The organism is Thiomicrospira pelophila DSM 1534, assembly GCF_000711195.1.
In the GTDB taxonomy this organism is placed as follows: Bacteria; Pseudomonadota; Gammaproteobacteria; order Thiomicrospirales; family Thiomicrospiraceae; genus Thiomicrospira; species Thiomicrospira pelophila.
Window position 1 is genome coordinate 1779844 of record NZ_JOMR01000001.1, and the last position, 26138, is coordinate 1805981.

General features: G+C 43.1%; 23 protein-coding genes and 1 tRNA gene. 11 read left to right on the forward strand and 13 right to left on the reverse strand.

The features are described from left to right. Nucleotides 1-65: 65 nt before the first annotated feature. Entirely contained in the window at nucleotides 66-2138 is a 2073-nt protein-coding gene (gene glyS, locus N746_RS0108570) for a glycine--tRNA ligase subunit beta (RefSeq protein ID WP_029935780.1), read from the reverse strand. After that, nucleotides 2135-3067, reverse strand: a complete 933-nt coding sequence (glyQ, locus tag N746_RS0108575) for a glycine--tRNA ligase subunit alpha (protein ID WP_029935782.1) — start codon at nucleotides 3065-3067, stop codon at nucleotides 2135-2137. The genes glyS and glyQ overlap by 4 nt, the downstream gene beginning before the upstream one ends. Before the next feature lie 123 nt (nucleotides 3068-3190). Between glyQ and N746_RS0108580 the strand changes: the two genes are divergently transcribed. The 3 genes from N746_RS0108580 to N746_RS0108590 all read left to right on the forward strand — a co-directional run bounded on the left by N746_RS0108580 (nucleotide 3191) and on the right by N746_RS0108590 (nucleotide 5948). Next, nucleotides 3191-3427 (forward strand): sulfurtransferase TusA family protein, encoded by a 237-nt coding sequence (locus N746_RS0108580; protein ID WP_029935784.1) that lies wholly within the window; start codon nucleotides 3191-3193, stop codon nucleotides 3425-3427. A gap of 144 nt (nucleotides 3428-3571) precedes the next feature. Beyond that, on the forward strand, nucleotides 3572-4861 hold the full coding sequence (locus N746_RS0108585) for a M23 family metallopeptidase (RefSeq protein ID WP_029935786.1): 1290 nt from the start codon (nucleotides 3572-3574) through the stop codon (nucleotides 4859-4861). Further along, nucleotides 4854-5948 (forward strand): anhydro-N-acetylmuramic acid kinase, encoded by a 1095-nt coding sequence (locus tag N746_RS0108590; protein ID WP_081836011.1) that lies wholly within the window; start codon nucleotides 4854-4856, stop codon nucleotides 5946-5948. Before N746_RS0108585 ends, N746_RS0108590 begins: the two co-directional genes overlap by 8 nt. A 194-nt stretch (nucleotides 5949-6142) precedes the next feature. On the opposite strand, the gene N746_RS0108595 is transcribed toward N746_RS0108590, so the two are convergent. Further along, on the reverse strand, nucleotides 6143-6841 hold the full coding sequence (locus tag N746_RS0108595; RefSeq protein WP_029935790.1) for a TorF family putative porin: 699 nt from the start codon (nucleotides 6839-6841) through the stop codon (nucleotides 6143-6145). Nucleotides 6842-6997: 156 nt separating this feature from the next. Further along, nucleotides 6998-7390 (reverse strand): winged helix-turn-helix domain-containing protein, encoded by a 393-nt coding sequence (locus tag N746_RS0108600; protein WP_029935793.1) that lies wholly within the window; start codon nucleotides 7388-7390, stop codon nucleotides 6998-7000. Between the two features lie 162 nt (nucleotides 7391-7552). Between N746_RS0108600 and N746_RS0108605 the strand changes: the two genes are divergently transcribed. From N746_RS0108605 to nrdB, 3 genes are all read left to right on the forward strand, one after another. Then, nucleotides 7553-8587, forward strand: coding sequence for a GGDEF domain-containing protein (locus N746_RS0108605; protein WP_029935795.1), 1035 nt, complete (start codon nucleotides 7553-7555; stop codon nucleotides 8585-8587). 510 nt (nucleotides 8588-9097) lie between these two features. Continuing rightward, nucleotides 9098-11383 carry a class 1a ribonucleoside-diphosphate reductase subunit alpha gene (gene nrdA / locus N746_RS0108610; RefSeq protein WP_029935797.1) on the forward strand — a complete coding sequence of 762 codons (2286 nt, stop codon included), beginning with the start codon at nucleotides 9098-9100 and terminating at the stop codon, nucleotides 11381-11383. Between the two features lie 108 nt (nucleotides 11384-11491). Further along, on the forward strand, nucleotides 11492-12625 hold the full coding sequence (nrdB, locus tag N746_RS0108615) for a class Ia ribonucleoside-diphosphate reductase subunit beta (RefSeq protein ID WP_081836012.1): 1134 nt from the start codon (nucleotides 11492-11494) through the stop codon (nucleotides 12623-12625). A gap of 61 nt (nucleotides 12626-12686) precedes the next feature. On the opposite strand, the gene N746_RS0108620 is transcribed toward nrdB, so the two are convergent. The 3 genes from N746_RS0108620 to N746_RS0108630 form a co-directional block, all read right to left on the reverse strand. Then, nucleotides 12687-14627: a TIGR00341 family protein gene (locus N746_RS0108620; RefSeq protein ID WP_051678599.1), complete on the reverse strand. Its 1941-nt coding sequence runs from the start codon at nucleotides 14625-14627 to the stop codon at nucleotides 12687-12689. Nucleotides 14628-14913: 286 nt separating this feature from the next. Continuing rightward, on the reverse strand, nucleotides 14914-15207 hold the full coding sequence (locus tag N746_RS0108625; protein WP_029935801.1) for a P-II family nitrogen regulator: 294 nt from the start codon (nucleotides 15205-15207) through the stop codon (nucleotides 14914-14916). 33 nt (nucleotides 15208-15240) lie between these two features. After that, nucleotides 15241-16254 (reverse strand): sodium-dependent bicarbonate transport family permease, encoded by a 1014-nt coding sequence (locus tag N746_RS0108630; protein ID WP_029935803.1) that lies wholly within the window; start codon nucleotides 16252-16254, stop codon nucleotides 15241-15243. 135 nt (nucleotides 16255-16389) lie between these two features. Between N746_RS0108630 and N746_RS0108635 the strand changes: the two genes are divergently transcribed. Next, nucleotides 16390-17289 carry a LysR family transcriptional regulator gene (locus N746_RS0108635; protein ID WP_029935805.1) on the forward strand — a complete coding sequence of 300 codons (900 nt, stop codon included), beginning with the start codon at nucleotides 16390-16392 and terminating at the stop codon, nucleotides 17287-17289. An 11-nt stretch (nucleotides 17290-17300) separates the two neighbouring features. On the opposite strand, the gene N746_RS0108640 is transcribed toward N746_RS0108635, so the two are convergent. The 5 genes from N746_RS0108640 to N746_RS0108660 form a co-directional block, all read right to left on the reverse strand. Then, complete coding sequence (locus tag N746_RS0108640) at nucleotides 17301-18146, reverse strand: DUF6671 family protein (protein WP_029935807.1); 846 nt, start codon at nucleotides 18144-18146, stop codon at nucleotides 17301-17303. A gap of 9 nt (nucleotides 18147-18155) precedes the next feature. Next, on the reverse strand, nucleotides 18156-19496 hold the full coding sequence (locus N746_RS0108645) for a dihydroorotase (protein WP_029935809.1): 1341 nt from the start codon (nucleotides 19494-19496) through the stop codon (nucleotides 18156-18158). A 198-nt stretch (nucleotides 19497-19694) separates the two neighbouring features. Next, nucleotides 19695-19785: transfer RNA gene (locus N746_RS0108650), tRNA-Ser, on the reverse strand. A gap of 48 nt (nucleotides 19786-19833) precedes the next feature. Beyond that, on the reverse strand, nucleotides 19834-20307 hold the full coding sequence (locus tag N746_RS0108655; RefSeq protein WP_029935810.1) for a DsrE family protein: 474 nt from the start codon (nucleotides 20305-20307) through the stop codon (nucleotides 19834-19836). 98 nt (nucleotides 20308-20405) lie between these two features. Further along, nucleotides 20406-20900, reverse strand: coding sequence for a GlcG/HbpS family heme-binding protein (locus N746_RS0108660; protein ID WP_029935812.1), 495 nt, complete (start codon nucleotides 20898-20900; stop codon nucleotides 20406-20408). Between the two features lie 95 nt (nucleotides 20901-20995). Here N746_RS0108660 and N746_RS0108665 point away from each other — a divergent pair, with 95 nt between their 5' ends. The 3 genes from N746_RS0108665 to N746_RS0108675 are packed head-to-tail and all read left to right on the forward strand — an operon-like array spanning nucleotide 20996 to nucleotide 23477. Beyond that, entirely contained in the window at nucleotides 20996-21913 is a 918-nt protein-coding gene (locus N746_RS0108665; protein WP_029935814.1) for an SPFH domain-containing protein, read from the forward strand. Next, nucleotides 21910-22353 (forward strand): NfeD family protein, encoded by a 444-nt coding sequence (locus tag N746_RS0108670; RefSeq protein WP_029935816.1) that lies wholly within the window; start codon nucleotides 21910-21912, stop codon nucleotides 22351-22353. Before N746_RS0108665 ends, N746_RS0108670 begins: the two co-directional genes overlap by 4 nt. Further along, a complete protein-coding gene (locus N746_RS0108675; protein WP_051678600.1) occupies nucleotides 22353-23477 on the forward strand; it encodes a ChaN family lipoprotein in 1125 nt (374 codons plus the stop codon). Before N746_RS0108670 ends, N746_RS0108675 begins: the two co-directional genes overlap by 1 nt. Before the next feature lie 10 nt (nucleotides 23478-23487). Here N746_RS0108675 and N746_RS0108680 read toward each other — a convergent pair whose 3' ends face one another. Continuing rightward, nucleotides 23488-24339, reverse strand: coding sequence for a 23S rRNA (adenine(2030)-N(6))-methyltransferase RlmJ (locus N746_RS0108680; protein ID WP_029935819.1), 852 nt, complete (start codon nucleotides 24337-24339; stop codon nucleotides 23488-23490). A 194-nt stretch (nucleotides 24340-24533) separates the two neighbouring features. Between N746_RS0108680 and N746_RS0108685 the strand changes: the two genes are divergently transcribed. Continuing rightward, the gene (locus tag N746_RS0108685) at nucleotides 24534-26102 is read left to right on the forward strand and encodes an inorganic phosphate transporter (RefSeq protein WP_029935821.1); all 1569 of its coding nucleotides are present in this window, start codon (nucleotides 24534-24536) and stop codon (nucleotides 26100-26102) included. The last annotated feature ends 36 nt before the right edge of the window (nucleotides 26103-26138 follow it).

The following is a 26138-nucleotide window of genomic DNA, read 5'->3' on the forward strand; positions in this document are numbered from 1 at the left end:
TTTGTGTCTTATAAAAAACCACCAGGCCTGGTGGTTTCTTAGTAACTTGAATAATTCATATCGAATTACAAGCGCGATATATCAGCAACGGCCAAAAATAGCTGATGAATCTGGTTCAACATCGCTAGTCGGTTACGCTTTAAGGTTTCATCTTCGGCCATCACCATAACTTGATCAAAAAACTGATCGACCGGCTCGCGAATTTGTGCCAAGGTGGTTAACGCCTGGGTGTAGTTCCGATCGGCGATTTGCGAGCTAACTTGTTCACGCAAGGCTTCAATCGCCTGCCAAAGTTGAGTTTCAACGGCTTGTTCAAACAAGCTTGAGTCCACCTCTTGCGGCCATTCTCCTTCAATTTTGCGAAGGATATTCTGAATACGTTTGTTCGCGGCACTCAAGCTTTCAGCCTCAGGCAAGGCGGCAAACGCACGCACCGCATCGATACGTTTTGAAAAATCAATCGGATGTGCCGGACGGCATACACGCACAGCTTCAAATGCTTCGGCACTAATGCCTTGATCGGCATAATAGGCTTTTAGGCGACTGATAATGAAATCATAGATCGCATTCACCAACTCAGGCGACGACTCGACTTTAGGATGCAAGTTTAAACTGGCTTCAATTAAATACTGTAAATCTAGGTCCAGTTCTTTTTCGATCATAATTCGGATCAAACCCAATGCGGCACGACGCAAGGCAAACGGATCTTTGTCACCGGTAGGTAATTCACCAATGCCATAAATACCGGTAATGGTATCTAGTTTATCGGCAATGGCTAGTGTTTGCGCTAAGGCCGTGTCTGGCAAACCATCACCACCAAAGCGCGGCTTGTATTGTTGATCTAAACTGTCAGCCACATCCGCCTGCTCGTTTTGAGCTAACGCATAATAACGCCCCATCACGCCCTGCAACTCTGGAAATTCGCCCACCATCAAGGTCATTAAATCGCATTTTGATAAACGCGCCGCACGCTCAGCCAACTCACTCGCTACGCCCAATGGACGCGCAATTTTGACGGCCAAACTTTCTAAACGCTCAATTTTGTCATACAAGGTGCCCAGTTTTTGTTGAAAAACCACGGTTTTTAAGCTCGGTAGTAAGTCATCCAGCGGTTGTTTTCGATCTTGATTCCAGAAAAATTTAGCATCCGACAAACGCGGGCGAATCACACGTTCATTACCGGAAATAACAGACTGCGGATTAGTACTTTCAATATTACACACCGTAATAAACTTAGCTTGCAATTTGCCTTTAGGGTCCAATAAATGGAAGAATTTTTGATGGCCTTTCATCGCTGAAATCAAACATTCTGGAGGCACGCTCAAAAAGTCTTCATCAAATGAGCCCACTACGGCCGTTGGCCATTCGTTTAACGCCGTTACTTCTTCCAGTAAATCTTCATCAATCACCGCTTCACCACCGGACTGGCTGGCGATAGCCAATACTTGCTGGCGAATTACTGCTTGACGCTCGGCGAAGTCGGCTAAAACATAACCTTGCTTTTTGAGCACAGTTGAATAATCAGCCGGCGTATCAATTACAATCTCTTGTGGTGCATGGAAACGATGGCCGCGCGTAACGTTAGAAGCTGTTTTACCTAAAATAGTAGCGGGCACAACTTGCTCACCTAATAACATTAATACCCAATGTACCGGACGCACAAACTCAACATCCGAAGCACCCCAGCGCATACGTTTAGGAATCGGTAATTTAGCTAAAGAGCTTTCCACCAGGCCTGGTAATAGGTCGCCTGTTGTTTGACCTTTGACCGCCTGCTCATACACCATCCAGGTGCCTTTATCGGTTTCGATTTCCATCAAGTCATTGACACCTACACCGCATGAACGCGCAAAACCTTCTAAGGCTTTTGTAGGATTTCCTTCCGCATCAAAGGCCGCTTTTTTCGCCGGCCCTTTGCGCTCCACCACCTTATCGGCTTGTGCCATATCCAGTGCTTGAACCCACACCGCTAGACGGCGTGGTGCGGCGTAAATTGTAACCGTTTCAAAACTTAAATCGGCTTGCTCCAAACCTTCCGTTAAACCCCTTGCAAAGGCTTCTGACAATTTCTTAAGCGCTTTTGGAGGCAATTCTTCTGTACCGATTTCAACTAAAAAATCTTCGCGAACCGAACTCATACTGATGCCTCCTGTGCATGTTTCACTAAAGGGAAGCCCAAGGCTTCACGGCCTGTATAATAGGCTTCGGCCACCGCTCGCGCCATAGTACGCACTCGCCCGATAAAACGTGCACGCTCTGTAACACTTATCGCATGACGCGCATCTAATAAGTTAAAAGTATGAGAGGCTTTTAAAACCTGCTCATAAGCCGGTAGAGGCAACTTGGCTTCAATCAGCTGCTTAAAGGCTTGCTCACATTCATCAAATTGACGGAATAATACGTCGGTATTGGCATATTCAAAGTTATAGGTCGACATTTCGACTTCATTTTGATGAAAAACATCCCCATAAGTGACTTTTCCGCTTGTGCCATCCACCCAAACTAAATCGTATACGCTATTCACACCCTGCAAATACATGGCAATACGTTCAAGACCATAAGTGATCTCGCCGGTAACTGGACGACACTCTAGTCCACCTACCTGCTGAAAATAGGTAAACTGCGTAACTTCCATTCCGTTCAACCAAACTTCCCAGCCCAAGCCCCAGGCCCCTAGAGTTGGGGATTCCCAGTTATCTTCAACAAAACGAATGTCGTGCTCTAACGGATCCAAGCCCAACATCTTTAAGGAGTCTAAATACAATTCTTGGATATTTTCCGGTGAAGGCTTCAACATCACTTGAAACTGATAATAGTGCTGTAAACGGTTTGGGTTTTCACCATAACGACCATCCGTTGGACGACGACTTGGCTGCACATAAGCCGCTCGCCATGGCTCTGGACCAATTGAACGTAAGAAAGTAGCCGGATGAAAGGTACCTGCACCCATTTCATTATCATAGGGTTGCATCACGACACAGCCCTGTTCAGCCCAAAAGGATTGCAGGCTTTGAATTAAGCCCTGAAAAGTATGGATACCCGCTGTGCGGTTATTAGCGTTTGACACAAAAGAACCCCTAGACAATAATCTACGCCATCACATGACCTACGCTAACCAAGCGCGGTTACTAGGATTGACCGTACATTTCTAACAAAAAAATTAGCCTGATTATACCCTAAAGGAATCCTGATGAACACGCATCAACTCAATGCAAAAGGCTTAAAGTGCCCAATGCCAGTTATCAAGCTTCAACAATTAGTCCGCCAACTTTCAGTTGGAGATCAAATTGAAATCGCTTGTACCGACCCCGCCGCTGAAAAAGACATTCGAAGCTGGTGCAAAATAAACCGTCACCCATTCTTAAACGTCAAATCAGAAATAGATCATCTGCTCATTTACATTCAAATTGATGGCAGAAAAAGCTAATTTATTCGTTTTTTATAAAAAAACTTAACTTTTTTGACTTTCCTACTTCACTCGCACAACTTTTGTAAGCTATAATCGACGCACAAACACCATAATAAGATTTTTCTACTAGATTAGAAAAACGTGAAAGGAGTAGGCATTGCTATGCAATATGAAGAAATAAACCCGTTTTGCCGGGCTTTACAATGGATTAGCTTGGCATTTTTGATCACCCTACCTGTCAACTTAGCGCACGCTAAAACCGAATTTAAAACACAGATTCTTGAGCTGCCAACCCAGCTAAAGGAATCTACAAATTCAACAGAACAGCTTGCTCAAAGCACTTCTTTAAATAAATTCGAATTTATTATTCGCCCAAATCAGACCCTAAGCCACGCATTAGACAAAGTAGCCGATACCGCACAAACAGCATTAAAAATTAGTCAATCTAACAATTCTGAATTATTCACCAATCTTCGTGTCGGTGATAAACTCGTGATCTGGACAGACACAGATAACCAGTTACAAAAAATTGACATGGATCGTAGCCGCATCCTGAGCTACCACTTAGAAAAAAAAGACGATCAATTTCGTATTTACGAAAACCATAAAGTGGTTGATACCAAAATTAAAATGTCGTCTGCGACCATTCACGATTCCTTTTACATTGCCGGAGAAACCGCTGGCCTTAGCCCACGCACTATTATGAACCTAGCTGACCTGTTTGCTTGGGAGGTCGACTTTGTGCGTGAACTTCGTAGTGGTGATGAGCTTAAGATCATTTATGAACAACGCTACCTAAACGATGAATTTTTAGGGGATGGTAATATTCTGGCCGCAGAACTGACAGTTGGTGGACAACGCAAAGTGCGTGCTTTTCGCCTAGAAATTGAAAATCAATTGATTGGTTATTATGACGAAAACGGTCAAAACCTGCGTAAAGCGTTTATGCGTAACCCCATAAACTACACACGTATAAGCTCTCGTTTTCAACGTGGCCGACACCACCCAGTATTACAAGAAACCCGTGACCACAGAGGCGTAGACTATGCCGCACCGACTGGCACCCCCATTTATGCTGCGGGTGATGGCGTTATCAGTTACAAGGGCTGGAATGGTGGTTACGGCAAAAAAGTCGTGATCAAACATGCCGGACGCTATGAAACAGTTTATGCGCACCTATCTCGTTATGGAAAAGCCAAGCGAGGCCAAAGTGTTAAACAGGGCGATATCATTGGCTATGTCGGCAAAACCGGATTAGCCACCGGCCCTCATTTGCATTATGAGTTCCGCATCAACGGCGTACATCGTGACCCTTTAAAAGTTAAGTTCCCTGATGCAGAGCCAGTGTTAGCAACATATCGAAATGACTTTGATCAATATGCCTCTATTATGCATAGTCAACTAACGCGCTTTGATCCTGAACTCACCCAACTGGCGTTAAACTTTGAATAAGTCGCTTTTTATCGGACTTATGTCCGGTACTAGTGCAGACGGTATTGATGCTGCACTAGTACGCTTAAACAATGGTCATAAAATTGAACTTATCGATTTTTTGACCTACCCGTCTCAACTTAAACCTCAGCTCACTAAACTAAATCTAGATACAAAAATCAGCTTAACCGAACTAGCAGAGTTACAGGTTAAAATTGCGCAGGAATTTAGTCAGGCCGCTCTGACACTTATCAAACAAAATGGCTACGAAACCGCTAACATCAATGCGATTGGCAGCCATGGCCAAACTATTTTTCATGCTCCAGAGCTGGGCATGAGTATGCAAATTGGCCACCCCGCCATCATAGCCAAGCAAACAAACATTGCTACGGTCGCTGATTTTCGAGTCGATGACATGGCTCTTGGTGGCCAGGGAGCACCGCTTGCCCCTTGTTTCCACCAGGCCTTATTTGACAAGCACCACAAGCCAATCTGCGTGGTAAATATTGGTGGCATCGCTAATATTAGCTATATAAATACGGATAACGACGTTATCGGATTTGATACCGGACCTGGTAACGCGTTGATGGATGAAGTATGCCAACAAGCCTTTAAGCTAGAATATGATCAAAACGGCGATTTAGCGGCGCAGGGCCAAGTAAATCATACATTATTAAACGCATTGCTGTCCGACCCTTACTTTGAACAACCGACACCCAAAAGCACCGGACGTGATAAATTTAACCAGGCCTGGTTGCTAAAACACCTTCCACGAAATATTGAGCCTAACGACCTACTCGCTACTCTTAACCAGCTCACAGTTGAAAGCATTGGCGCAGAACTGATGAAACTTGATCTACCAAGCCAAACCGCTTGCTTAATTTGTGGCGGTGGCGCTTATAATCGAACTTTATTAAACCGTTTACAGTCAAAACTACCCAATTTAAACATCCAATCAACCGAACAACTTGGTCTCAATCCCAATGCAATTGAGGCGATGATGTGTGCCTGGCTCGCAAAACAACGTTTAGATCATATTGAAATTGATTTAACCAAGATTACAGGCGCATCAAGGCCAGCTGTATTAGGCGGTCTCTGGCACCCTTAATCTTTGTGGAGATCAAAGTCACCCAAACCCTTCCATACCAGTTCAAGCCGATTTAACTTAATAATTATAGATAAAAAAGCAGGCCCAAAAGAGCCTGAAGAAACCCTGTCGAAACAGGGATACGAGGATACCAATTAGGAATTCCGACTGAGGAAGTCGGACGCGCTATTTAGGATAAATAGCGCGCTAAACAATTACATAATGTCAAACGATTTAGTGAAACCAACTACCATCATTAGATCGCCATCGCCATCTTTACCCAGACCTGTATCTTCACCCATTGTATTAATCAATGACAAACCCAAGTCTGCCCCTGGAGCTAGTTCAGCTGAGTAACCAACTTCCAACCAGCTATAATCTGTATCTTCACCAAGAAAATCTTGCGTGATGCCATATAAACCGTACACGCTACCGTATTCATATGAAGCCGTTAACACACTATAGTCATGTGCTTCTGCACCAACCGCTGGTCCAGTATGATTACCAACATCAATTCCAAGTGAAAAACCACCATAAGAGGCTGATAAATTGACTTCATCATATTCCTTATCCCATACCTCTTCAGTATAACGATACAAAGTAACGCCAGCACTAAGGCCAACACCAGATACTTCGCCAGACCAGCCGCCGTATACATCATATTCAATTTCGTCATCTTGAACTTCAGATGCCCACAAACCTGCATATATGCCAGATTCGTTTTCATAATCCACACCCGCTTGGGCGGCGGCTGCACCAGCAGATTGTGGCAAACCACGGAAAATATACTGGGAAACTAAACCGGCATTACCCGTCACACCAGCTTGTACGCTAGCTGGGGCTAAAACGGCTAACGAAGATCCGGCCATTGCCATTGAAAGTACCAATGTTTTTAATTTAGCTGTCTGTTTCATTTGTGTTTTCCTTTTTTGTTGTGAAAGACTTTAAATCTCAACAAACATAAAGCTTATTAAATGCCAACACATTAAAACTTACATAAAAAACAATAAGTTAATTAAAAAATAACGAGCATATTATTTTTATCACCGCTCCTTATGCACCAATCTGGTTCACTCATGCACCTTGATCTTGTCAAAACAACTTGACTCAGCCTCAAAAAACACTCGTAAGCGTGCATCCAACTCATGAAACTGCTTTATATAGGCTTTACCCAATGCTGTAACAAAAGTACCGCCACCCGATTTTCCGCCCTTTTCACTCAGAACCAAAGGATCATGCGTCAACTTATTCATATCCTCTACTAGCTTCCAGGCTTTCTTGTAAGACATACCCATCTCTTTTGCGGCGCGATTAATTGAACCAAAACGATCAATATTTTCCAACAAAGTAATTCGCCCAATCCCTAAATAGCCCTCACCTTCTTCGGTTACTATCCAAAACCGTGCCCGAATGCGTTTTGAATAAGCGTCACCAGGTAACTTTTGCACATTACTTTTCTGCATAAACCGACTTCCTAATATTCTATAAGCTACTTAAATAACCCCAAGGTGACAAATTCTGAATTAATTGCGATAATCAGCAGATAAATCTGACCTATGCCAAATATAAACAAAATCAACTTCGTGCATTAGATTCACGAGTGTTATTAACTTTGCGGACACACTATGTCAAACAAAAGCTGTCGCTATACTGACAATACTCAGCAAGCCAAACAAACCACCAACCAGGTTTTACAGCGGTTAAACGAGCTGAACGTCCCGTCCACTCCAGTTCATTTTACGTTGCTTTATGAAATGGTTAGTCAAACTGATCCAGAGTTTGCCGAAGAACTTTCTAACTTAATCAAACACCATGATTATACCGATGAGTCAGTTCGTCCACTATTTCGCGAACTGCTCAAACGCATTATTAACCAACATCTTCCGACCGACGAGGTTAGTCAACTGATAAATGAGGTGCTAGAGCACCTTGAAAATTGGTCTTCAGAGTCTGAACACTATCATCAATTATTGATTGAGAATATGGCGTGTTTACAAGCCTGTCAAACACAAGACAAAGTCATGCAATGTTTAAATCAAAATATATTGCCGCCGATTCAAAAAATAACCAACAATAACCAAAAACTCCAGCAACAAATAAATGATTCTACACAGATAATAAAAAAGCTAAAGAGTGAACTAGAACACGTTACCACTCTAGCCAAAACCGACTCATTAACAGGCATTCCAAATCGGCGAGGTTTTAATGAACTGATTGAAGAGCAAATCAAAACGGTTCAATCAGAAGGCATAAGCTTGTGTATGGTACTGTTAGACCTAGACCACTTTAAAAAAATAAATGACACTTACGGCCATTTAGTTGGCGATAGTGTACTGCGTTACATTGCACGCACTTTACATGCAGAAACAAAAGGTCATGATGCCATTGCCAGACTGGGCGGCGAAGAGTTTGTGATCTTACTGTCTGATATTAGTTATCAGAATGCACTCAATATCAGTGAAAAAATACGCCATCGCATCGCCAGCAAAGTGTTAAGCGTAAAAGGTCATACCTTACCATTAAAATTCACCAGCTCTTTCGGTGTATCACAATATAAGGCGAGAGAAAGTGCGGATCAATTATTTGATCGAGCTGATCGCGCACTGTATTTAGCAAAACAAAATGGCCGTAATCAGACCTGCGGAGAACACCAGCTTTGAGCTCGCTCATTAAATGAAATAGCCGCCAAATCATTGATAAAGCGGTTATCCAATTTCAAACCACCCCCCCCTCTTTTCTAAAAGTATGACCTTCACCCCCTCACTTAAACATAACAAATTCACTTAAAATTTTGATGAGCCAATAAAAATATATTTACAGCTAAACAGCGACACATTCCACAAACTTATCCACAACCTTAAAGGCTGATTAACAAGGTTTTGATTGTATTTATACCGGTTAGAATTCTGCCTAAATTGTGTAAAACCCTACAAAAATAGCACTTGCACAAGCGTCTAAAATTTACTATATTTTGATACACATAAAAAACAAATCACTACATGTTGTGGAATTATGCTTGATAAGGCACAACTTTATTATCGACAAAATTTAAATTCTGTTTTTATGAAGTACCGCTAAGCCAATGAAAAGCCAAGCGAAAAAAATTTCACACTATTAGCAGTTAAAAATTTTATACACAGCTAAAAACGTAGGTAAAAAAGTAGGACATCATGACGAACCAAGACAGCGCTCCCAAAACCACTCTTCAGGTCACCAAACGTGATGGCCGAAAAGAGCCAATCGACTTAGAAAAAATTCACCGTGTTATCACTTGGGCCGCAGAAGGTTTAGAGGATGTATCGGTTTCTGAAGTTGAGCTGCGTTCACATATTCAGTTCTATGATGGGATCAAATCATCCGATATTCATGAAACCATTATTAAATCCGCCGCCGATCTGATCTCTGAAACCTCACCTGATTACCAGCATTTATCGGCACGTTTAGCGATCTTCCATCTTCGTAAAAAAGCATTTGGACGCTTTACCCCGCCTGCGCTATTTGAACAAATTAATAAAATGGTTCGGGCCGGGCGTTACGATGCTGAGTTGCTTGAAAAATACACAAAAGCTGAAATTGATGAATTGGATAATTACATGTGTCACGAACGTGACATGGAATTCAGCTACGCGGCGGTTAAGCAGCTAGAGGGCAAATATCTCGTTCAAAACCGAGTCACTGGCGAAATTTATGAAAGTCCTCAGTTTATTTATATGCTGATTCCTATGTCTTTATTCGCACATTATCCAAGTGAGTTGCGAATGAATGTGGTCAAGCGTTTTTATGATGCCGCTTCGCAATTTAAACTGTCGCTACCTACGCCGATCATGTCTGGTGTTCGCACACCAACGCGCCAATTTAGCTCGTGCGTGCTAATCGAATGTGGCGATTCGCTAGACTCAATCAACGCGACCTCTTCATCTATTGTTAAATACGTCTCACAACGCGCTGGTATTGGCGTCAATATCGGACGTTTACGCGCGATAGGTAGCCCAATCCGCGGCGGTGAAGCCTACCATACAGGCATGATTCCCTTTATCAAACACTTCCAAACGGCGGTTAAGTCTTGTTCACAAGGCGGTGTACGTGGTGGTGCAGCCACCCTTTTCTACCCAATTTGGCATTTGGAAGTCGAATCTTTATTGGTGCTGAAAAACAACCGAGGCGTTGAAGAAAACCGGGTGCGTCATTTGGATTATGGTGTACAGATCAATAAACTCATGTATCAGCGCATGATTGAAGGTGGCACCATCAGTTTATTCAGTCCTTCCGATGTGCCGGGATTGTATGATGCCTTTTTTGAAGATCAGGTTGAGTTTGAGCGTCTTTATAAGATCTATGAAGCGGATGAAACCATTCGCAAAAAACAAGTCAAAGCGATTGATTTGTTTACTCAATTAGCCCAAGAACGTGCTCAGACCGGTCGCATCTATATTCAAAACGTCGATCACTGTAATACCCACAGTCCGTTTGACCCGAAAAAAGCACCAATTCATCAGTCAAACTTATGCTTAGAAATCGCCCTACCAACCAAGCCATTAAACTCGGTTGAAGACCCAAACGGCGAAATTGCATTGTGTACACTGTCAGCCTTTAACCTAGGCGCGATTGAAAATCTAGATGAGCTGGAAGATTTATCCGACTTGATCGTGCGCGCTTTAGATAGTTTGTTAGATTACCAAGATTACCCAATCGAAGCCGCACGTATTTCAAGCCACGGACGCCGTACTTTAGGCGTGGGTGTTACCAACCTCGCCTATTATTTAGCCAAACATAATGTACGTTATTCAGATGGCTCGGCTAATGGTTTAGTGCATCGTGCATTTGAAGCTATTCAATACTATTTATTAAAAGCTTCTAACCAATTGGCTAAAGAAATTGCACCCTGTGATATGTTCTCAGACACGCACTACGCGCAAGGTATCTTGCCGATTGATACCTATAAAAAAGAATTGGATGCGATCTGCGACGAACCACTGCATTACGATTGGGAAACCTTGCGTAGCGAGATTAAAAAACATGGGCTACGCAATTCAACCTTAACCGCGTTAATGCCTTGTGAAACTTCATCACAAATCACCAACTCCACCAACGGCATTGAACCGCCGCGTGGTTATATTTCGGTAAAAGCCTCCAAAGACGGGATTTTAAAGCAGGTTGTGCCAGGCTTTAAAGAGGTCAAAGATAATTACGAGTTGTTATGGAAAATCCCAGATAACAAAGGCTATTTGCAGCTGGTGGGGATTATGCAAAAGTTTGTTGATCAAGCAATTTCGGCCAACACCAACTACGACCCAACTAAATTTGAAGACGAACGCGTGCCGATCAAACAGGTGCTGCAAGACTTACTTTACGCCTACAAACTGGGTCTAAAAACCTTGTATTATCACAACACTCGCGATGGCGCAGACGACTCGCAAGAAGATGATGACTGTGCAGGCGGTGCTTGCAAGCTCTAAAGGGCTGTTTGATCAACCTCTGATTTAAAAAGACCACCAGGCCAGGTGGTCTTCGCGTATAATTTTTTGATAATTATTATCATTTAAAACCTATAGGAACACTGGATCATGAGTTGCCAAGAAAAAATGACCTACTCCACTTTTTGCCGTAATCAAAACGATGCAATGAAAGAGCCGATGTTTTTTGGCCAAAACGTCAATGTGGCACGCTATGACCAACAGAAATACCCCATTTTCGAAAAACTGATAGAAAAACAGCTGAGTTTTTTCTGGCGCCCAGAGGAAATCGATTTATCGACTGATCGCGGAGAATACGCCAATCTTCCCGAGAATGAAAAGCATATATTTATCAGTAACTTAAAATATCAGACTTTGCTCGACTCCGTGCAAGGTCGTTCTCCTAATGTGGCGTTATTGCCCTTAGTATCGATTCCAGAACTAGAAACTTGGATTGAAACCTGGTCTTTTTCCGAAACCATTCACAGTCGCTCTTACACCCACATTATTCGCAACATCGTGACCGATCCGAGCTTGGTGTTCAATGACATCGTTACCAATGATGAGATTGTTAAACGCGCCATCAGTGTGACCGAACATTACGATCAGCTGATTTATCTGACTAATAAAATGTACGCCAATTCGATTGATATTGAAAAGGATGCTGAGTTCCGTAAACAAATCAAAACCGCGTTATATTTAACGGTTGTGTCGGTAAATGTATTGGAAGCGATTCGTTTTTACGTCTCCTTTGCATGCAGCTTTTCATTTGCGGAACGTTCTTTGATGGAAGGTAACGCTAAAATAATTAAACTGATTGCGCGCGACGAAGCCCTGCATTTATCCGGCACCCAGCATATGATTAATCTATTGCGCAGTGGTGAGGATGACCCGGAAATGGCGGACATTGCTAAAGAGCAACATGAAGCTGTGATCAGTATTTTCCGCGATGCGGCGGAACAAGAAAAACAGTGGGCGGCTTATTTATTCAAAGACGGCTCAATGATTGGTCTGAACACCAGTATCTTGCAGAGCTATGTGGAATACATTACCAATGTTCGACTCAAGGCCTTAAGTCTAGATCCAATCTTCCCCCAAAAAGGCAACCCTCTACCTTGGATGAATAACTGGTTGGTGAGCGATAATGTACAGGTCGCACCACAAGAATCAGAAATCAGCTCCTACTTAGTCGGGCAAGTGAATTCCAAAGTCAGCAAAGATGACTTTGGCGACTTCTCACTCTAAAGCACACTTAAAACGCCAACCACCAGGCCTGGTGGTGACTAAAATATAATCGAATCCATATTTAACTGGGTGGCTGATCAGGCATTAACAAAATTCGTCGGGTAATTTCCAACTCTATATCCCGCCCAATTTTCTGCTGCATTTGACGCTGGATCACACGCAAGGTTTCCGCACTCAAATCTTCGCGTGACGTAATATCTACCCAAACACGCACATCGCCGCCAAAGCGCGACTCCACATCGGTCACATCTACCTCAACATCATTTTGTTTCGCACTCACCCACTCAACTTGATGCAATTGACGCATCAAGTTATTTTTCTCTACCAGCTCGTAAAAGGACATCAATAATGGAATCGAAATCAGCACCATTAAAATCAAGGTATAGCTGATGCCCTTCTTTGCCCGCTTAACCGGCGAATAACCCAGCACAATGAAGGTGAAGGCGGCTGCCAAGGTAATACCGACTAAGTTAGTTAAAAACAATAAGAACGAACCTAAAACAATCGCCCAATCGCCCCAACCCAGGCCAATACCGGTCACCGCTAAAGGAGGAATTAACGCCACCGCAATCGCCACACCCGCCAGTGACTTCGCCACTTCGGCTCGGGCACTGGCATAAGCCCCCGCTATGCCGGAAATTACAGCCACCATTAAATCTAATAAATTCGGATTCAAGCGTGCTGCAATTTCAGGAGTGACGGTACTTAAAGGCATCAACCAGGCATAAATCGTGCCTACCAACAAAGCCACCGACGTACCCCAGAATAGCGTTTTTAAAGCGGTTTGCATCATGTTTAACTCATAACGCACCACTCCCATCGACAGAGAAATAATCGGTGCCATTAATGGTGCCAGAATCATCGCACCAATAATGACCGGACCTGAACTCATAAACAAACCCGTAGCGCCTAACAGCGTACTCAACACCATTAAGACAATAAAACTTTCACTGAATAACGCTCCAGTGCGCAAAGTTACAAACAGATCTTTAAAATCTTCATCGCTGGCGCGTGGGAAAAAAGGCACGGGTTTGGTCAATAACGCACTGGTTAAATCGCCTTGTGGCAAAGCTTTAATGCGAACTTTATCTTTTTGATTTTTAAGATCTTCATCCTCAACTTCGCTCACTTCGATGTTACCCATGCCCCGTCCTAGGTGGAAACACACGGCTTTGGGATAAATCATTAAGTCTAGCTGATTTGCTTGATAAGAATAACCATCAATCCGATATTCAAATTCGCGTCCACTAGAAGTCAAAGTTAATTTACTGGTTTGAATGACCCCCACAATTCTGGATAAATCGTCCATCGAAAAGCGGCGTACAAAAAACACCACAAACATAAAATACAAATAGTTAATCAAGCTTTTAGGCGCCAATACAAAGGCATTTAACTTGCCATCTTGGCTGGATAAGTTTTCGTTCACATGATTCGCACCTTGGCTTCGGCTGTTATGCTCCAGCACCAAAATACCCGTGGCGGCCGTTTGAATATGTTGATCCTTAGCGGTAATTAAACTGTAGCTATCAAAATGAATTTCATGCAGGTTATGCCAAAATGCTTTAATCTTGTCCCACATAGTGGCTTCAACCGCATTGTTTAAGCCAAATACATCCCCTGCTGTAACGTGTTGAAAAACCGGTTCTTCATTACAAATCAATACATCTACCAATTGACGACGATCAAGGTCCAGCGCATCCTCAAGTGCTTGGCTTAAATCCTTGCTGATCCCCATGCTTTTCATCGCAGCGGGGCAATGTTCGTTTGGTAAAATCGCCACACTAGGCGGTTGATCCAACAACTTAGCTTTATTCAGCCAACCTTTTAATTCAGCATCCGTCAGATAACTTAAAAATAAAATTTCACCTGTTTGCATAATCTCTGCATTAGGTTCAACAATATTCAGCGCCATAGCGCCATGTTGACTTAATAGCGATTTAATTTCATCAATGCGTTCTGATGTAGACAACTCACCCAGCAAAAGATAGATCGTTTGGTACACCTAAAATCCTTTAAATATTATTTGTATTGCTAGTTAAAAACTCTGATTCAGATTCTAAACTACAAATCCTGATTCAATGCGGTTATTACAAAAGATTTATCATCCGCCTTATTTTGGTTAGCTTGAAGAAACGGTCATTTAGGCTCTTTTCATAACGTTTAGATCCAAAAAAGCCCGAACTAAGTCGGGCTTTTTTGGCCGTACAAGCAAAGATAGCTTTATCCTATCTTTACCAGAAGCTCCTAAGTTACGCAATTACAGATAAACGGGTTTGTTAACATTAACTCTAATGAATCACCCACATGGCATCTGAAACCAGACACATTCCACCTAACTTTTTCAGTACGGGACGCACCGTTTCAATAATCGCAAAAGCTTCCTCTTCTGAACAGGCAATTAACACATAGCTGTTATCGAATATTCCACTTAAAATATCTCCACCTCTTAAGCCCCTCTCTCCATTACCATGAGCTTCACGTATAACTGTGTAGCTATTAATATTGATCTTAGCAAGTGATTCTAATAAGGCTTCAACCTCATGGGTATCAACAATAAATTCAACACGTTTTACTGGTTTCATTTTCAACTCCAATATTCTTTATTAAGGTTAACTTTAAGTCCACAACATACTAATTGCTGCAAAATACAAAGGAATCCCAATCACAATATTAAATGGAAATGTGACACCCAGCGACATCGTAAAATAAACACCCGGCTTAGCCTCTGGAATGGCATAACGACAAATCGCTGGAACCACGATATAAGAACCACTCGCAACCAATACTGCTAACAATAGAGCATCACCTTGTCCCATACCTAATACATAAGCCAAACCTATGGCTAAACTTGCATTCACTATTGGCATAAACGCAGCAAAACTCATCAAAAAAACATCCAAGTCTTTGGTTTGACGAAGTTGACGCGCTACTAATAAACCCATTTCAAGTAAAAAGAAAGCCAACACTCCTTTAAAAATTTCACTCGTAAAAGGAGCCATCATGGCTTTACCTGCATCACCGGTTATATACCCGATTACCAAACTACCTATCAAAAGCAAGTGGGCGCCATCAGTAAAGGCTTCATGCAAAACGGCTTTCAGCGAAACAGAATTACCTGGCTGGTTTATAGCAACCTGGCCAGCTCCTACCATCTCTGTTTGGCTTTGATGCTTTCTAACCAACGTAGCCAGCAAAACCGCCATGATAATGGCTGGTGATTCCATCAATACCATTGCCACCGTCATATAGCCACCAAAATCAATTTCATTTTTAGTCAGGTATTGCTGTGCGGCGATAAAAGTTACCGCGCTAATTGAACCATAGGTAGCCGCAATCGCCGCTGCGTTAAAAGGGCTCGTCCTATTTCGCAAAAATAAAAACGTGTAGGCCGGTACTAAAAAAGCCATAAAAAGCGCGGCCCCTATTGCAATCAAAGCTGTACTACTAAAACCACTCGCCGAGAGAGCTACCCCTCCTTTAAAACCGATAGCAACGAGTAGATACAAGGAAAAAAACTTCGCAATCGGTGCCGGAATCTCAAGGTTTGAGCGCACCGCCGCCGCAAATAACCCAAAAAAGAAAAATAATATGGCTGGGTCGATCAGATTGTTAACCAATGATAAATTCATTGTTACGTCCTCATGAAATTAAACACATCAAAAAAATTACTGTGCAATCATAATTTAATGCCATAAAATAAAATAATGAATTGTTTTGATAATAACCATAGCCATTTGGCTATATAGATTAATAAGGATTTTGTAGTGAGAGTCACTTTACGGCAATTACAAACCTTTGAAGCGGTGGCTAGGCTCAACAGTTTTTCTCGAGCCGCACAGGAAATGCATGTCAGCCAACCAACGGTATCTAAGCAAATCAAGTTATTACAAGATGAAGTAGGCTTGGCGTTAATTGAACAGTTTGGCAAAAAACTCTTTCTAACAGATGCGGGTAAGCTTTTATATCAGACTTGTGGAGACTGGGTAAAAACCTGGGATCGATTTGAACAAAACATTGCCAACATGAAAGGCATGACTACAGGGCAATTGCGCATTGCGACTGTTACCACCACAAAGTATTTTTTACCAAAAATAATGGGACAATTTTGTCATACCTATCCAGGTGTTGATGCCCGTTTAGAAATTCTAAATCGAGAACGGGTCATGGAGCGCCTTGAGCGCAATGAAGATGATGTCTATATTATGGGCGTGCCGCCAGATAATCCCAATATACTAGCCCACCCCTTTCTCGCTAACAGCTTAATGCTGATCGCACCACTGGACCATCCATTAGCTAAAAGGCGCTCTATTCCTATTCAGGAGATCGCCAAAGAACCTTTTATTATTCGCGAACCGGGTTCAGGCACACGTGTACAAATTGAAAGGCTTTTCAGTGAATTCAACCTACCCCTCAACATTCGGATGGAAATGGGGAGCAATGAGGCTATTAAGCAAGCGGTGGCAGGCGGACTTGGGTTATCGATCTTATCGAGTAGCACTCTAATTCATGAACAAAAAGCGAATGAATTGGCAATACTCGATGTGCAGGGATTTCCGATTCAGCGCTATTGGTATTGGGTGCAACATAAGGATAAAAATCTATCACTCATAGCCCAAACCTTTTATGATTTTTTGCTGGAACACCTTGACCAATTCAAAGTTTAATTGACTAGGGCTTATGGATTACAAAAACCACAATATTGAGGGTCTGCCGTCGTTTTATTGGCAGGATGCATCTGCATTTGTTCATAATGACAATGCTGACAAATGTATACATGATTCAGAATTGATTGCGTTGGCAGCCCGCACTCAGCACATTGCAAGCCTGGGTTAGACTTAACAATATCAAAACCCGGCATTTCACACTGCGGGCAACAGGATGATAATTGTTTAACCAAGTTATGGGTAGCCGTTTCAATTACCTTCATCCGGCTCGGATTGTGCATCGCTCGCATATCCGTTTCAATAAAGGCCGAACCATACTGTTCAAACAAACTGCTAAAGTGATACTTTAATTCTTCAAGATCTTTAATACCTTTAATAATTCCCAAATTTTCACCCTGTGCTTTACGCAAGATAAGCCCATGAGAGGGAAACTTAACCGACTCGGCAAATGCCAGCAAATCAGACTCACTGGTCACTTCTTTACCATTAAAATTGGTGTCGACGCTTAAGGCTCGCGCCAAAATTTCAAGGTTATGTTTTTTATCGATTAACATCACCAACTCATCATCAGCACTCATAAAAAACATCTGTGGATGAGGCCCAAACGACCCTTCACTGGCAACAACCAAATCACCGCCTGTTTGATCTAAGGCCATTAAACATTTATTGCGCAAGGTCGTAATAGGATCATCTTTGCGCTCAACCTCACCCGAGAAAGTTCCAAGCAAATCCGTATCCAAGTCAGCAACAACTTCACAGCAAACATACAACGCTTGCTCAAGTATCGGCGCAATCACCTGTTCTTTATGATGCTGCGTTGCAATCAATAAACGTCGTGTAACAAATAGATTATCCACCACTAGATCCTATTCAACGCTTATAGCGAGCCCTTTAACCGACTCGTCAAACGCTCCACGGTCATAAACCAAATGACCATTCACCCAGGTGTGTGTAACCTGAGAATGAAATTGCGTGCCTTCAAGCGGGGACCAACCACACTTGTACAAAATATTATCTTTATTAACCGTCCATTGCGCATTCAAGTCCACCAAAGTTAAATCGGCATAGTAACCTTCGCGAATAAAGCCTCTTTTAGTCATGCGATACAAAACAGCTGGGTTATGACACATCTTCTCAATAATTTTTTCCAACGAGATTTGGCCTTGCTGATAAAACTCCAACATCACATTTAGTGAATGTTGCACCATTGGCGCACCTGACATCGACTGAAAGTAAGGTCGATCCTTTTCTGCTTCTGTATGAGGGGCGTGGTCTGTGGTAATCAAATCAATATGATCATCTAACAACGCCTTTAAAAGGCCCTGACGATCTTGTTCGGTTTTAATTGCCGGGTTCCATTTAATTCGAGTCCCCAAACGTGCATAATCTTTGTCACTAAACCATAAATGATGCACTGATACCTCAGTGGTAATATTCTTTTCAGTTAACGGAATATCATTACGGAACAAAACGGTTTCTGCCGCAGTGGTTAAGTGCAAAATATGCAAGCGGGCATGATGTTTATTAGCTAACGCAATGGCTCTTTCAGTTGCCTCAAAACAAGCACGTTCGCTCCGAATAATGGGATGGTATTCAATCGGTACATTATCACCGTATTCTTGGCGAAAACGCGCTTCATTTTCCTCAACAATCTGTTCTTTTTCGGAATGAATCGCAATAATTGACCGACAATTCGCAAAGAGTTTTTCCATTATTTCGGGATTATCGGCTAATAAATTACCCTTCTTAGTAAAATACAAACCATCATCCGAAACGCCCAGCAACTTTGAGGTGTCCGTTTGAATAACTTCATCTATATTGTCGCCATTAACCCCAAGAAAAAAACCATAATTTGCTAAGGATTTCTGTGCCGCAAGGGCATATTTTTCTTCGAGAACTGACATTGAAAGCACATTCGGTACGGTATTAGGCATATCAATATAAGAAGTCACGCCACCGGCCACCGCCGCTCGACTCTCGGTCAGCATATCCCCCTTGTGAGTCAGGCCTGGATCACGAAAATGCACCTGGGCATCGATCACACCAGGGAATAAATACAGGCCCGTTGCATCGATCACTGTGGCACCCGGAACTTCACTAAGGTTACCGATTTTATGAATGAGCTGATCTACAATCAGCACATCAGCTATAAACTGCTGTCCTTCATTAACTAGGGTGGCTTTTTTGATAAGAAATTTTTGCGACATGGTTTTAAATCCGTCTAATGATTGGGCTTGTTCAAGATAAATTAAACCATAAAGTCTTTAGAAGATAACTAAAAAACAGTTCTGCCAATATGCCATTCAGCTCAAACCTATTTACACGATTTTAAATAAAGACCAAATACCTGTAAAAACACTACTTAAAAAAAAAGCTGAACATTTCTGTTCAGCTTATACGTAATTTGGCGGAGAGCGGGGGATTCGAACCCCCGATAGGCTATTAACCTATACGCGCTTTCCAGGCGCGCTCCTTCAACCGCTCAGACAGCTCTCCAAATTGTGTGCGGATTATATAGGCTATTCATATCTGTGTCCAGAACAACTAGGGCACACGTATCACGCTATAACCTAGCTTTTTATAGTCATTTAATTGGGCTGTCCCTGATGGGGCGACATCAATAAAAGACGGGAAATCATCAATGGTTTTATTAACCCGCCCCGCCACGACTTCGCAAACATGAACCGTCACACCCTGCTGGTGCATTTGCTCAAAAGCCTGTTGATAAGGCTGACGGCTAAAGCTCTTACTGAACGCCTCCAGCTCTCGACCGTGACTAATGATAACCACGTCCAACTCTGCAAACGCCTGTTTTAAAGCCGTAACTTGATGTTGAATATAGGACGTGCGATTTTCAACAAAATTGGCTTCTCGACTTAATAACTCCAATACCACCCCTGCTGGTGCTTGATTGGTCTCAATCCAATTTGCGACTTGTGGATGCAAACTCGGACTGGCCAAAGCTGAACCAGCCAACATTAAACTTAAATATACGACCATCTTGATGAAACGTGACATAACGCACCTCCTTTATTTGAGGCATAAAAAAACCAGGCCTGGTGGTATTAAACAATATCACCAGGCCTGGTTGAACGTTACAAAAAATGTAAATTACATTACATCATTTCCAAGTCCATCTGCACCGCTTCAAAACCTGCAACAGCACATTCTTCGTCAATATCACCACCTGGCGCACCACTCACACCTACGGCACCATACAAACGCCCACCGGCTGAAATCGTAACCGAACCGGCCATAAAGGCTAACCCTTCACCCAAAGTTGGTAAGGCACCTTCAGCTTGACTCGTTAGCTGTGAACCTTTGGCATTAAACATTACCGAAGTATAAGCTTTTTTCTGACTGATAGAAATTGAGACAGGTGGCGCCATCGTATCGCGAATAATGGTTTGAACAATACCATTACGATCAACCACGGTAGCCGTAACCGGAATGCCTTTTGCTTCACACGCTTTTACTGCACCAACCGCTATTTTTGTCGCAACTTCTGATGTTAAACGTGGCACATCTACAGTCAAGGCTTGAGCTTGTGGCAATAAGCCAACCATCAAACCTGCACTTAATAAACCGGCCTTAATTGAGTTCTTTAACATACATCCTCCCAGAATGGTTTTTGTGTTACATTTTATTTTAATTAAACAGCGCTATGAATATTAACACCACACAGGTTAAATGGAGATAAACCGTTATGGAATTCACATTTTTTACATTAATTTTACTAGGTGTGATTTTTGTCTACCTGGCCTCAGGAGTACGCATTGTGCCGCAGGCTGAATTGCAAGTAGTTGAACGCCTTGGACGTTACCACCGAACCTTGCACGGTGGTTTAAACTTTATTATTCCGGTGATTGATCGCGTGCGCTCCAAATTTGGCACCCAAGAACAGGTGATTGATATTCCAGTGCAAAAGGTTATTACCAAAGACAACGTCAGCATTGTGATCGATGGTTTGGTGTTTTTAAGAATTAGCGATGCTAGACAAGCTACCTATGAAATCCTCAATCTTAAACATGCGATTGCTCAGTTAGCGCAAACCACGCTACGTTCTGAAATCGGCAAGATGGATTTGGACGATACGCTTTCGTCTCGTGACACACTTAACGCCACTTTGTTGATGGCGTTAGACGGTGCATCGGCTAATTGGGGTGCCAAAGTGACACGTGTTGAAATTTCGGATATTTCTGTGCCCGAAGCCGTACAGCACGCGATGGAGTTACAGTTACGTGCCGAACGTGAACGCCGAGCCACTGAAACGGAAGCGGAAGGCTTAAAAAATGCCACCATTGCGAAAGCCGAAGGTGATCGCCAAAAAGCCTTTAAGGAAGCCGAAGCAATTGAACGAACCTCTGATGCAAAACGTTACGAACAAATTCAACTTGCGCAAGGTCAGCAACAAGCCATCGAAATGCTGGCGTTGGCCATGCAATCCAACCCAAACGCGGCTGAATTCTTGCTGGCTAAAGACCGAATTAAAGCTTGGGAAGGCATTGCCGCGAGTGACTCGGCAAACAAGGTGGTGATTCCGTATGAAGCCTCAGAGTTAATCGGTTCATTAAGCGCATTGCAATCGCTATTTGTTGGCCAAAATGCAGGAAACATCAAATGACCAGTATCGGATTATTAGAGCTAATTCCTAGCTGGATGTTAATTTCAGTAGGATTGATTTTGATCGGTGTGGAAATTTTTATTGGGTTATATATCTTGCTGTGGTTTGGTTTGGGCTTGATTTTTGTAGGCCTATTAAGCTTTTTTGTCGACTTTGGTCATGGCGAAATTCAGCTAATCTTTGCGTTTGCGATTGGCACAGTACTGCTATTTGCGTTACGCCGAAAACTGATCGCACCGCAGAATGCGCAAACCGAATCCTTATCTACTTACGAGGCAGGTGAAACTGGTGTATTGTCACAACACAACGGCCAATGGATGGTGTTTTATCACGGCACACACTGGCTAGTGGCAAACCCAAATGACGACTTAACCGCCGGTCAACACATTAAAGTAACACAAATCAAAAGCAACCAGGCCTGGATTGAAGCGGAGTCCTAATGCGCTGGATTGTGCTAAGTTTATTAATACTTAACCACCAGGCCTGGTCGCAGAGTTCTGAGCTGGCGATCAGCGATCCACTTCAATATGTCAGTCAACTTGAAACACAAGTGGCGACCTCCTCTTCCGACCTATCCCTTGCACAACTTAAATCCCAACTAAAAGAAAAACGCGTGATTCATGTCGGGGAAATTCATCCCCGATATAGTGATCACTTAATTCAACTGGCAATGCTACAAAGTCTGCACCAACATTCGCCTAACGTTGCGATTGGGGTGGAATGGTTTCAACAACCCTTTCAACCCTGGTTAGATGCTTATATTTTAGGGCGGATTGATGAAGCTGAACTGCTGCATCAAACGCAATATTATCAACGCTGGCGCGTCGACTTTCGGCTATTGCGACCCATTTTGCAATACGCTCGCCAACACCAACTGCGCATTCTCGCGCTAAATGCGCCAGCTGAATTAACCCGCCAGGTTTCAAGCTTAGGTCGCCAAAGTTTGAGCATGGAGCAGCTCGCCAACCTACCCAAAATTCATCCACCCGGCGCGGAACAACATCAACGTTTAAGCCGAATTTTTGAAGATAAGATTCCCGCCGATCGTGAGATAGAAGATTTTATCTTTGCCCAGCGTATTTGGGACGAAACCATGGCGCGTAACGCGGTGGATTTTCTGAAACAGAATCCAGACCATAAATTAGTAATCTTTGCTGGCAACTTTCATCTAGCCTATCAAGCGGCGATTCCGGAAGATATGGCACGCCAAATCCCCCAGCTTAAAGAACAGCAGGTCACCATTAGTAGTGGTTCATTTGAAGATTATGAGCCGGGTGCATTTGATTATTTTGTGTTCACCGACCCGATTGAACTACCCCGCCACGCCCGACTTGGTGCGCGACTTAACACACAAAATGCCTGCATCGAATCAATCGAACCAGATAGTGCCGCCGAGAAAACTGGTCTGATGGTGGGTGATTGTCTTATTAAATTCAATGAGACACGCCTAAGCCATTATGCAGATTTAATCCTAAAACTCAGCGAAACGCCGGCCGAGTCTTCTGCAAAGCTCACGCTAAAAAGACAAAAAGAAACCATTCAAGTTGAAATACAGTTTAACTAAATAACGCGTCTTATTCGGCGCATAACGTCTCAACACGATAACAGCCCGCCTGACCGCCTAAGCGTTTAGCCAAATCCGGTAACAGCATTTGCATTTGGGATAACAATGTCCAAGGTGGATTAATTACAATCATGCCACTCGCGGTCATACCACGTCCGTTGGTATCTTCACTTAAGCCCAGTTCATAAAGTTGAATATTTCGGATTCTACTGCTAATCAGCGCTTTTTCGAGGCGATTTATGCGACGGCGCTCCACCACTGGATACCACAAAGCATAAGTGCCTGTGGCAAAGCGTTTATGCGCTTGCACCAAGGTTTCGACCACCGTGCCATAGTCCTCCTTAATTTCATAAGGCGGATCAATTAATACCAAACCTCGACGCTCTTTCGGTGGCAACTGTGCGATTAAGCCTTTAAAACCGTCGGTATCAAATATTTTTAACCGTCGATGCGAACCAAGGTTTTGTTTAAGTAACGCTTGCTCTTTTGGGTGTAATTCAAACAAACTGAGTCGGTCATGTTCGCGCAATAGGTTTTGAGCAAACCAAGGCGAACCCGGATAAAACTTCAGTCCTTGATTCGCGCCAGCCTGCTGGTTAAATTGAGCTACCAAATCGACATAAGCTTGTAATGGCGCGGCTAAGTTTGGCTTACTCCAAAGCTGACCAATGCCGTTTTGGAACTCCGCATTTTTTTGCGCTTCACTCGAATCCAACGCATAACCCCCGGCCCCGGCATGCGTATCCGCGTACCAAATAGGTTTATCTTTTTGCAGTAAGTAATCCAAACATTGCACCTGAATTACATGCTTTAATACATCCGCAAAATTTCCCGCATGGAACGCATGACGATAACTCAACATAATAAATCTAACTTCCTATTAATCAATGATTTCTTGATTATAAACTAGCACTCGAAACTTATTCGAAAAGCTCACCCCCACAGCCCTACAGTTTTATGACAGCTCTATAAAAGAAATGTTACAATCCGCGCAATTCGATCCATATAATTTTATCCAACTTGATGCAATTTGATGATAAACAGGAAGCCAAAAGCATGGAACTGAAAAACATTCAAACCATAGAAGAAGCCAGTAAACGTAGCCGCAGTGAGTTATTCCGATTTGGATTAGCACTGTTATTTATTGTCGGAGTCATCCTGTTTACCTATGTCAACTACGGCCATATTAGCATTACCTTAGTTATTGCTGCGATGATTGGCGGCTACATGGCGATGAACATCGGTGCAAACGATGTCGCTAACAACGTCGGTCCGGCCGTGGGTTCGAAGGCCATGACCTTAACCACCGCGATCGCGATCGCGGCGATATTTGAAGCCGCTGGTGCAATCATCGCTGGTGGTAGCGTAGTAACGACCATTAAAGGTGGCATTATCAGCCCAGATGATATTGCAGATGCCCAAACCTTTGTATGGTTAATGATGGCCGCCCTATTAGCCGCCGCGTTATGGTTAAACCTAGCCACCGCTTTGGGTGCACCCGTTTCCACAACCCACTCCATTATTGGTGGCGTGTTGGGCGGTGGCATCGCGGCCGCCGGTTGGGCGATTGTTAACTGGGAGACCGTTGGCCAAATTGCAGCCAGCTGGGTGATCTCACCATTACTTGGTGGTTCGATTGCCGCTATTTTACTTTATGTGATTAAACGCACCATTACCTACAAGGCCGACATGATGGATGCCTCGCGTCGCATGGTTCCTTGGCTTTTAGCTTTAATGGGTTGGGCTTTTGGTACTTATTTAATGATGAAAGGCCTAAAAAAAGTCATGCCGGTAAGCTTTATCGGTGCGGTTGGAATAGGTGTTGTGGTTGCATTAATCGTATACTTTATCACTCGACCAATCGTTGACCGTGCCTCTAAAGTTAATGCCAATAGCAAAGATGGCGTAAACAAGATGTTTACGATTCCACTTATCTTTGCAGCGGCCCTACTAAGCTTTGCACACGGTTCAAACGATGTAGCCAATGCCGTTGGCCCCTTAGCGGCTATTAACGATGCACTTTTGGGTTCAGAGATACATGGCAAGGCGGCGATTCCACTTTGGATTATGCTTGTTGGTGCACTTGGTATTGCAATTGGTTTAGCTCTTTATGGCCCTAAATTGATTCGCACCGTAGGCACCGAAATTACCGATATTGACCAAATGCGCGCTTACAGTATTGCAATGGCGGCTGCCATAACGGTTATTTTAGCTTCACAGCTCGGCTTACCTGTCAGCACCACCCACGTTACCATCGGCGCTATTTTTGGGGTGGGTTTCTTACGAGAATACCTAAAAGCCAACTACAAACGTATGATCCAGAAAATCGAAGACCACCATAAAGGTAAAGATCGTGCAATTGTGGAAGCCTTTATTCGTCGTTTTGATAAAGCGTCTTTGGCTGAAAAAGGCCGTATGCTACAAGATTTAAAAAATGATGCCTTGGATAACAATGCACACTTAACCAAAAAAGAACGTAAAGGCCTGAAAAAGGTTTATCGTGAAGAATTGGTTAAACGTTCGATCATGCTAAAAGTGATCGCGGCTTGGGTCATCACGGTACCCGCTACCGCGCTAATCTCAGCGGGCGTGTTCTATTCAATTCAGTTAGTTATGACGTCTTAATCGACTCAACCACCAGGCCTGGTGCTCATACCAGGC

Bases quoted from the DNA above. Each gene is read 5' to 3' on its own strand.
- glyS (WP_029935780.1), bottom strand. From the start codon at position 2,138: ATGAGTTCGGTTCGCGAAGATTTTTTAGTTGAAATCGGTACAGAAGAA.
- N746_RS0108580 (WP_029935784.1), top strand. From the start codon at position 3,191: ATGAACACGCATCAACTCAATGCAAAAGGCTTAAAGTGCCCAATGCCA.
- N746_RS0108585 (WP_029935786.1), top strand. From the start codon at position 3,572: ATGCAATATGAAGAAATAAACCCGTTTTGCCGGGCTTTACAATGGATT.
- N746_RS0108595 (WP_029935790.1), bottom strand. From the start codon at position 6,841: ATGAAACAGACAGCTAAATTAAAAACATTGGTACTTTCAATGGCAATG.
- N746_RS0108600 (WP_029935793.1), bottom strand. From the start codon at position 7,390: ATGCAGAAAAGTAATGTGCAAAAGTTACCTGGTGACGCTTATTCAAAA.
- N746_RS0108605 (WP_029935795.1), top strand. From the start codon at position 7,553: ATGTCAAACAAAAGCTGTCGCTATACTGACAATACTCAGCAAGCCAAA.
- nrdA (WP_029935797.1), top strand. From the start codon at position 9,098: ATGACGAACCAAGACAGCGCTCCCAAAACCACTCTTCAGGTCACCAAA.
- nrdB (WP_081836012.1), top strand. From the start codon at position 11,492: ATGAGTTGCCAAGAAAAAATGACCTACTCCACTTTTTGCCGTAATCAA.
- N746_RS0108625 (WP_029935801.1), bottom strand. From the start codon at position 15,207: ATGAAACCAGTAAAACGTGTTGAATTTATTGTTGATACCCATGAGGTT.
- N746_RS0108630 (WP_029935803.1), bottom strand. From the start codon at position 16,254: ATGAATTTATCATTGGTTAACAATCTGATCGACCCAGCCATATTATTT.
- N746_RS0108645 (WP_029935809.1), bottom strand. From the start codon at position 19,496: ATGTCGCAAAAATTTCTTATCAAAAAAGCCACCCTAGTTAATGAAGGA.
- N746_RS0108655 (WP_029935810.1), bottom strand. From the start codon at position 20,307: ATGTCACGTTTCATCAAGATGGTCGTATATTTAAGTTTAATGTTGGCT.
- N746_RS0108660 (WP_029935812.1), bottom strand. From the start codon at position 20,900: ATGTTAAAGAACTCAATTAAGGCCGGTTTATTAAGTGCAGGTTTGATG.
- N746_RS0108665 (WP_029935814.1), top strand. From the start codon at position 20,996: ATGGAATTCACATTTTTTACATTAATTTTACTAGGTGTGATTTTTGTC.
- N746_RS0108670 (WP_029935816.1), top strand. From the start codon at position 21,910: ATGACCAGTATCGGATTATTAGAGCTAATTCCTAGCTGGATGTTAATT.
- N746_RS0108675 (WP_051678600.1), top strand. From the start codon at position 22,353: ATGCGCTGGATTGTGCTAAGTTTATTAATACTTAACCACCAGGCCTGG.
- N746_RS0108680 (WP_029935819.1), bottom strand. From the start codon at position 24,339: ATGTTGAGTTATCGTCATGCGTTCCATGCGGGAAATTTTGCGGATGTA.
- N746_RS0108685 (WP_029935821.1), top strand. From the start codon at position 24,534: ATGGAACTGAAAAACATTCAAACCATAGAAGAAGCCAGTAAACGTAGC.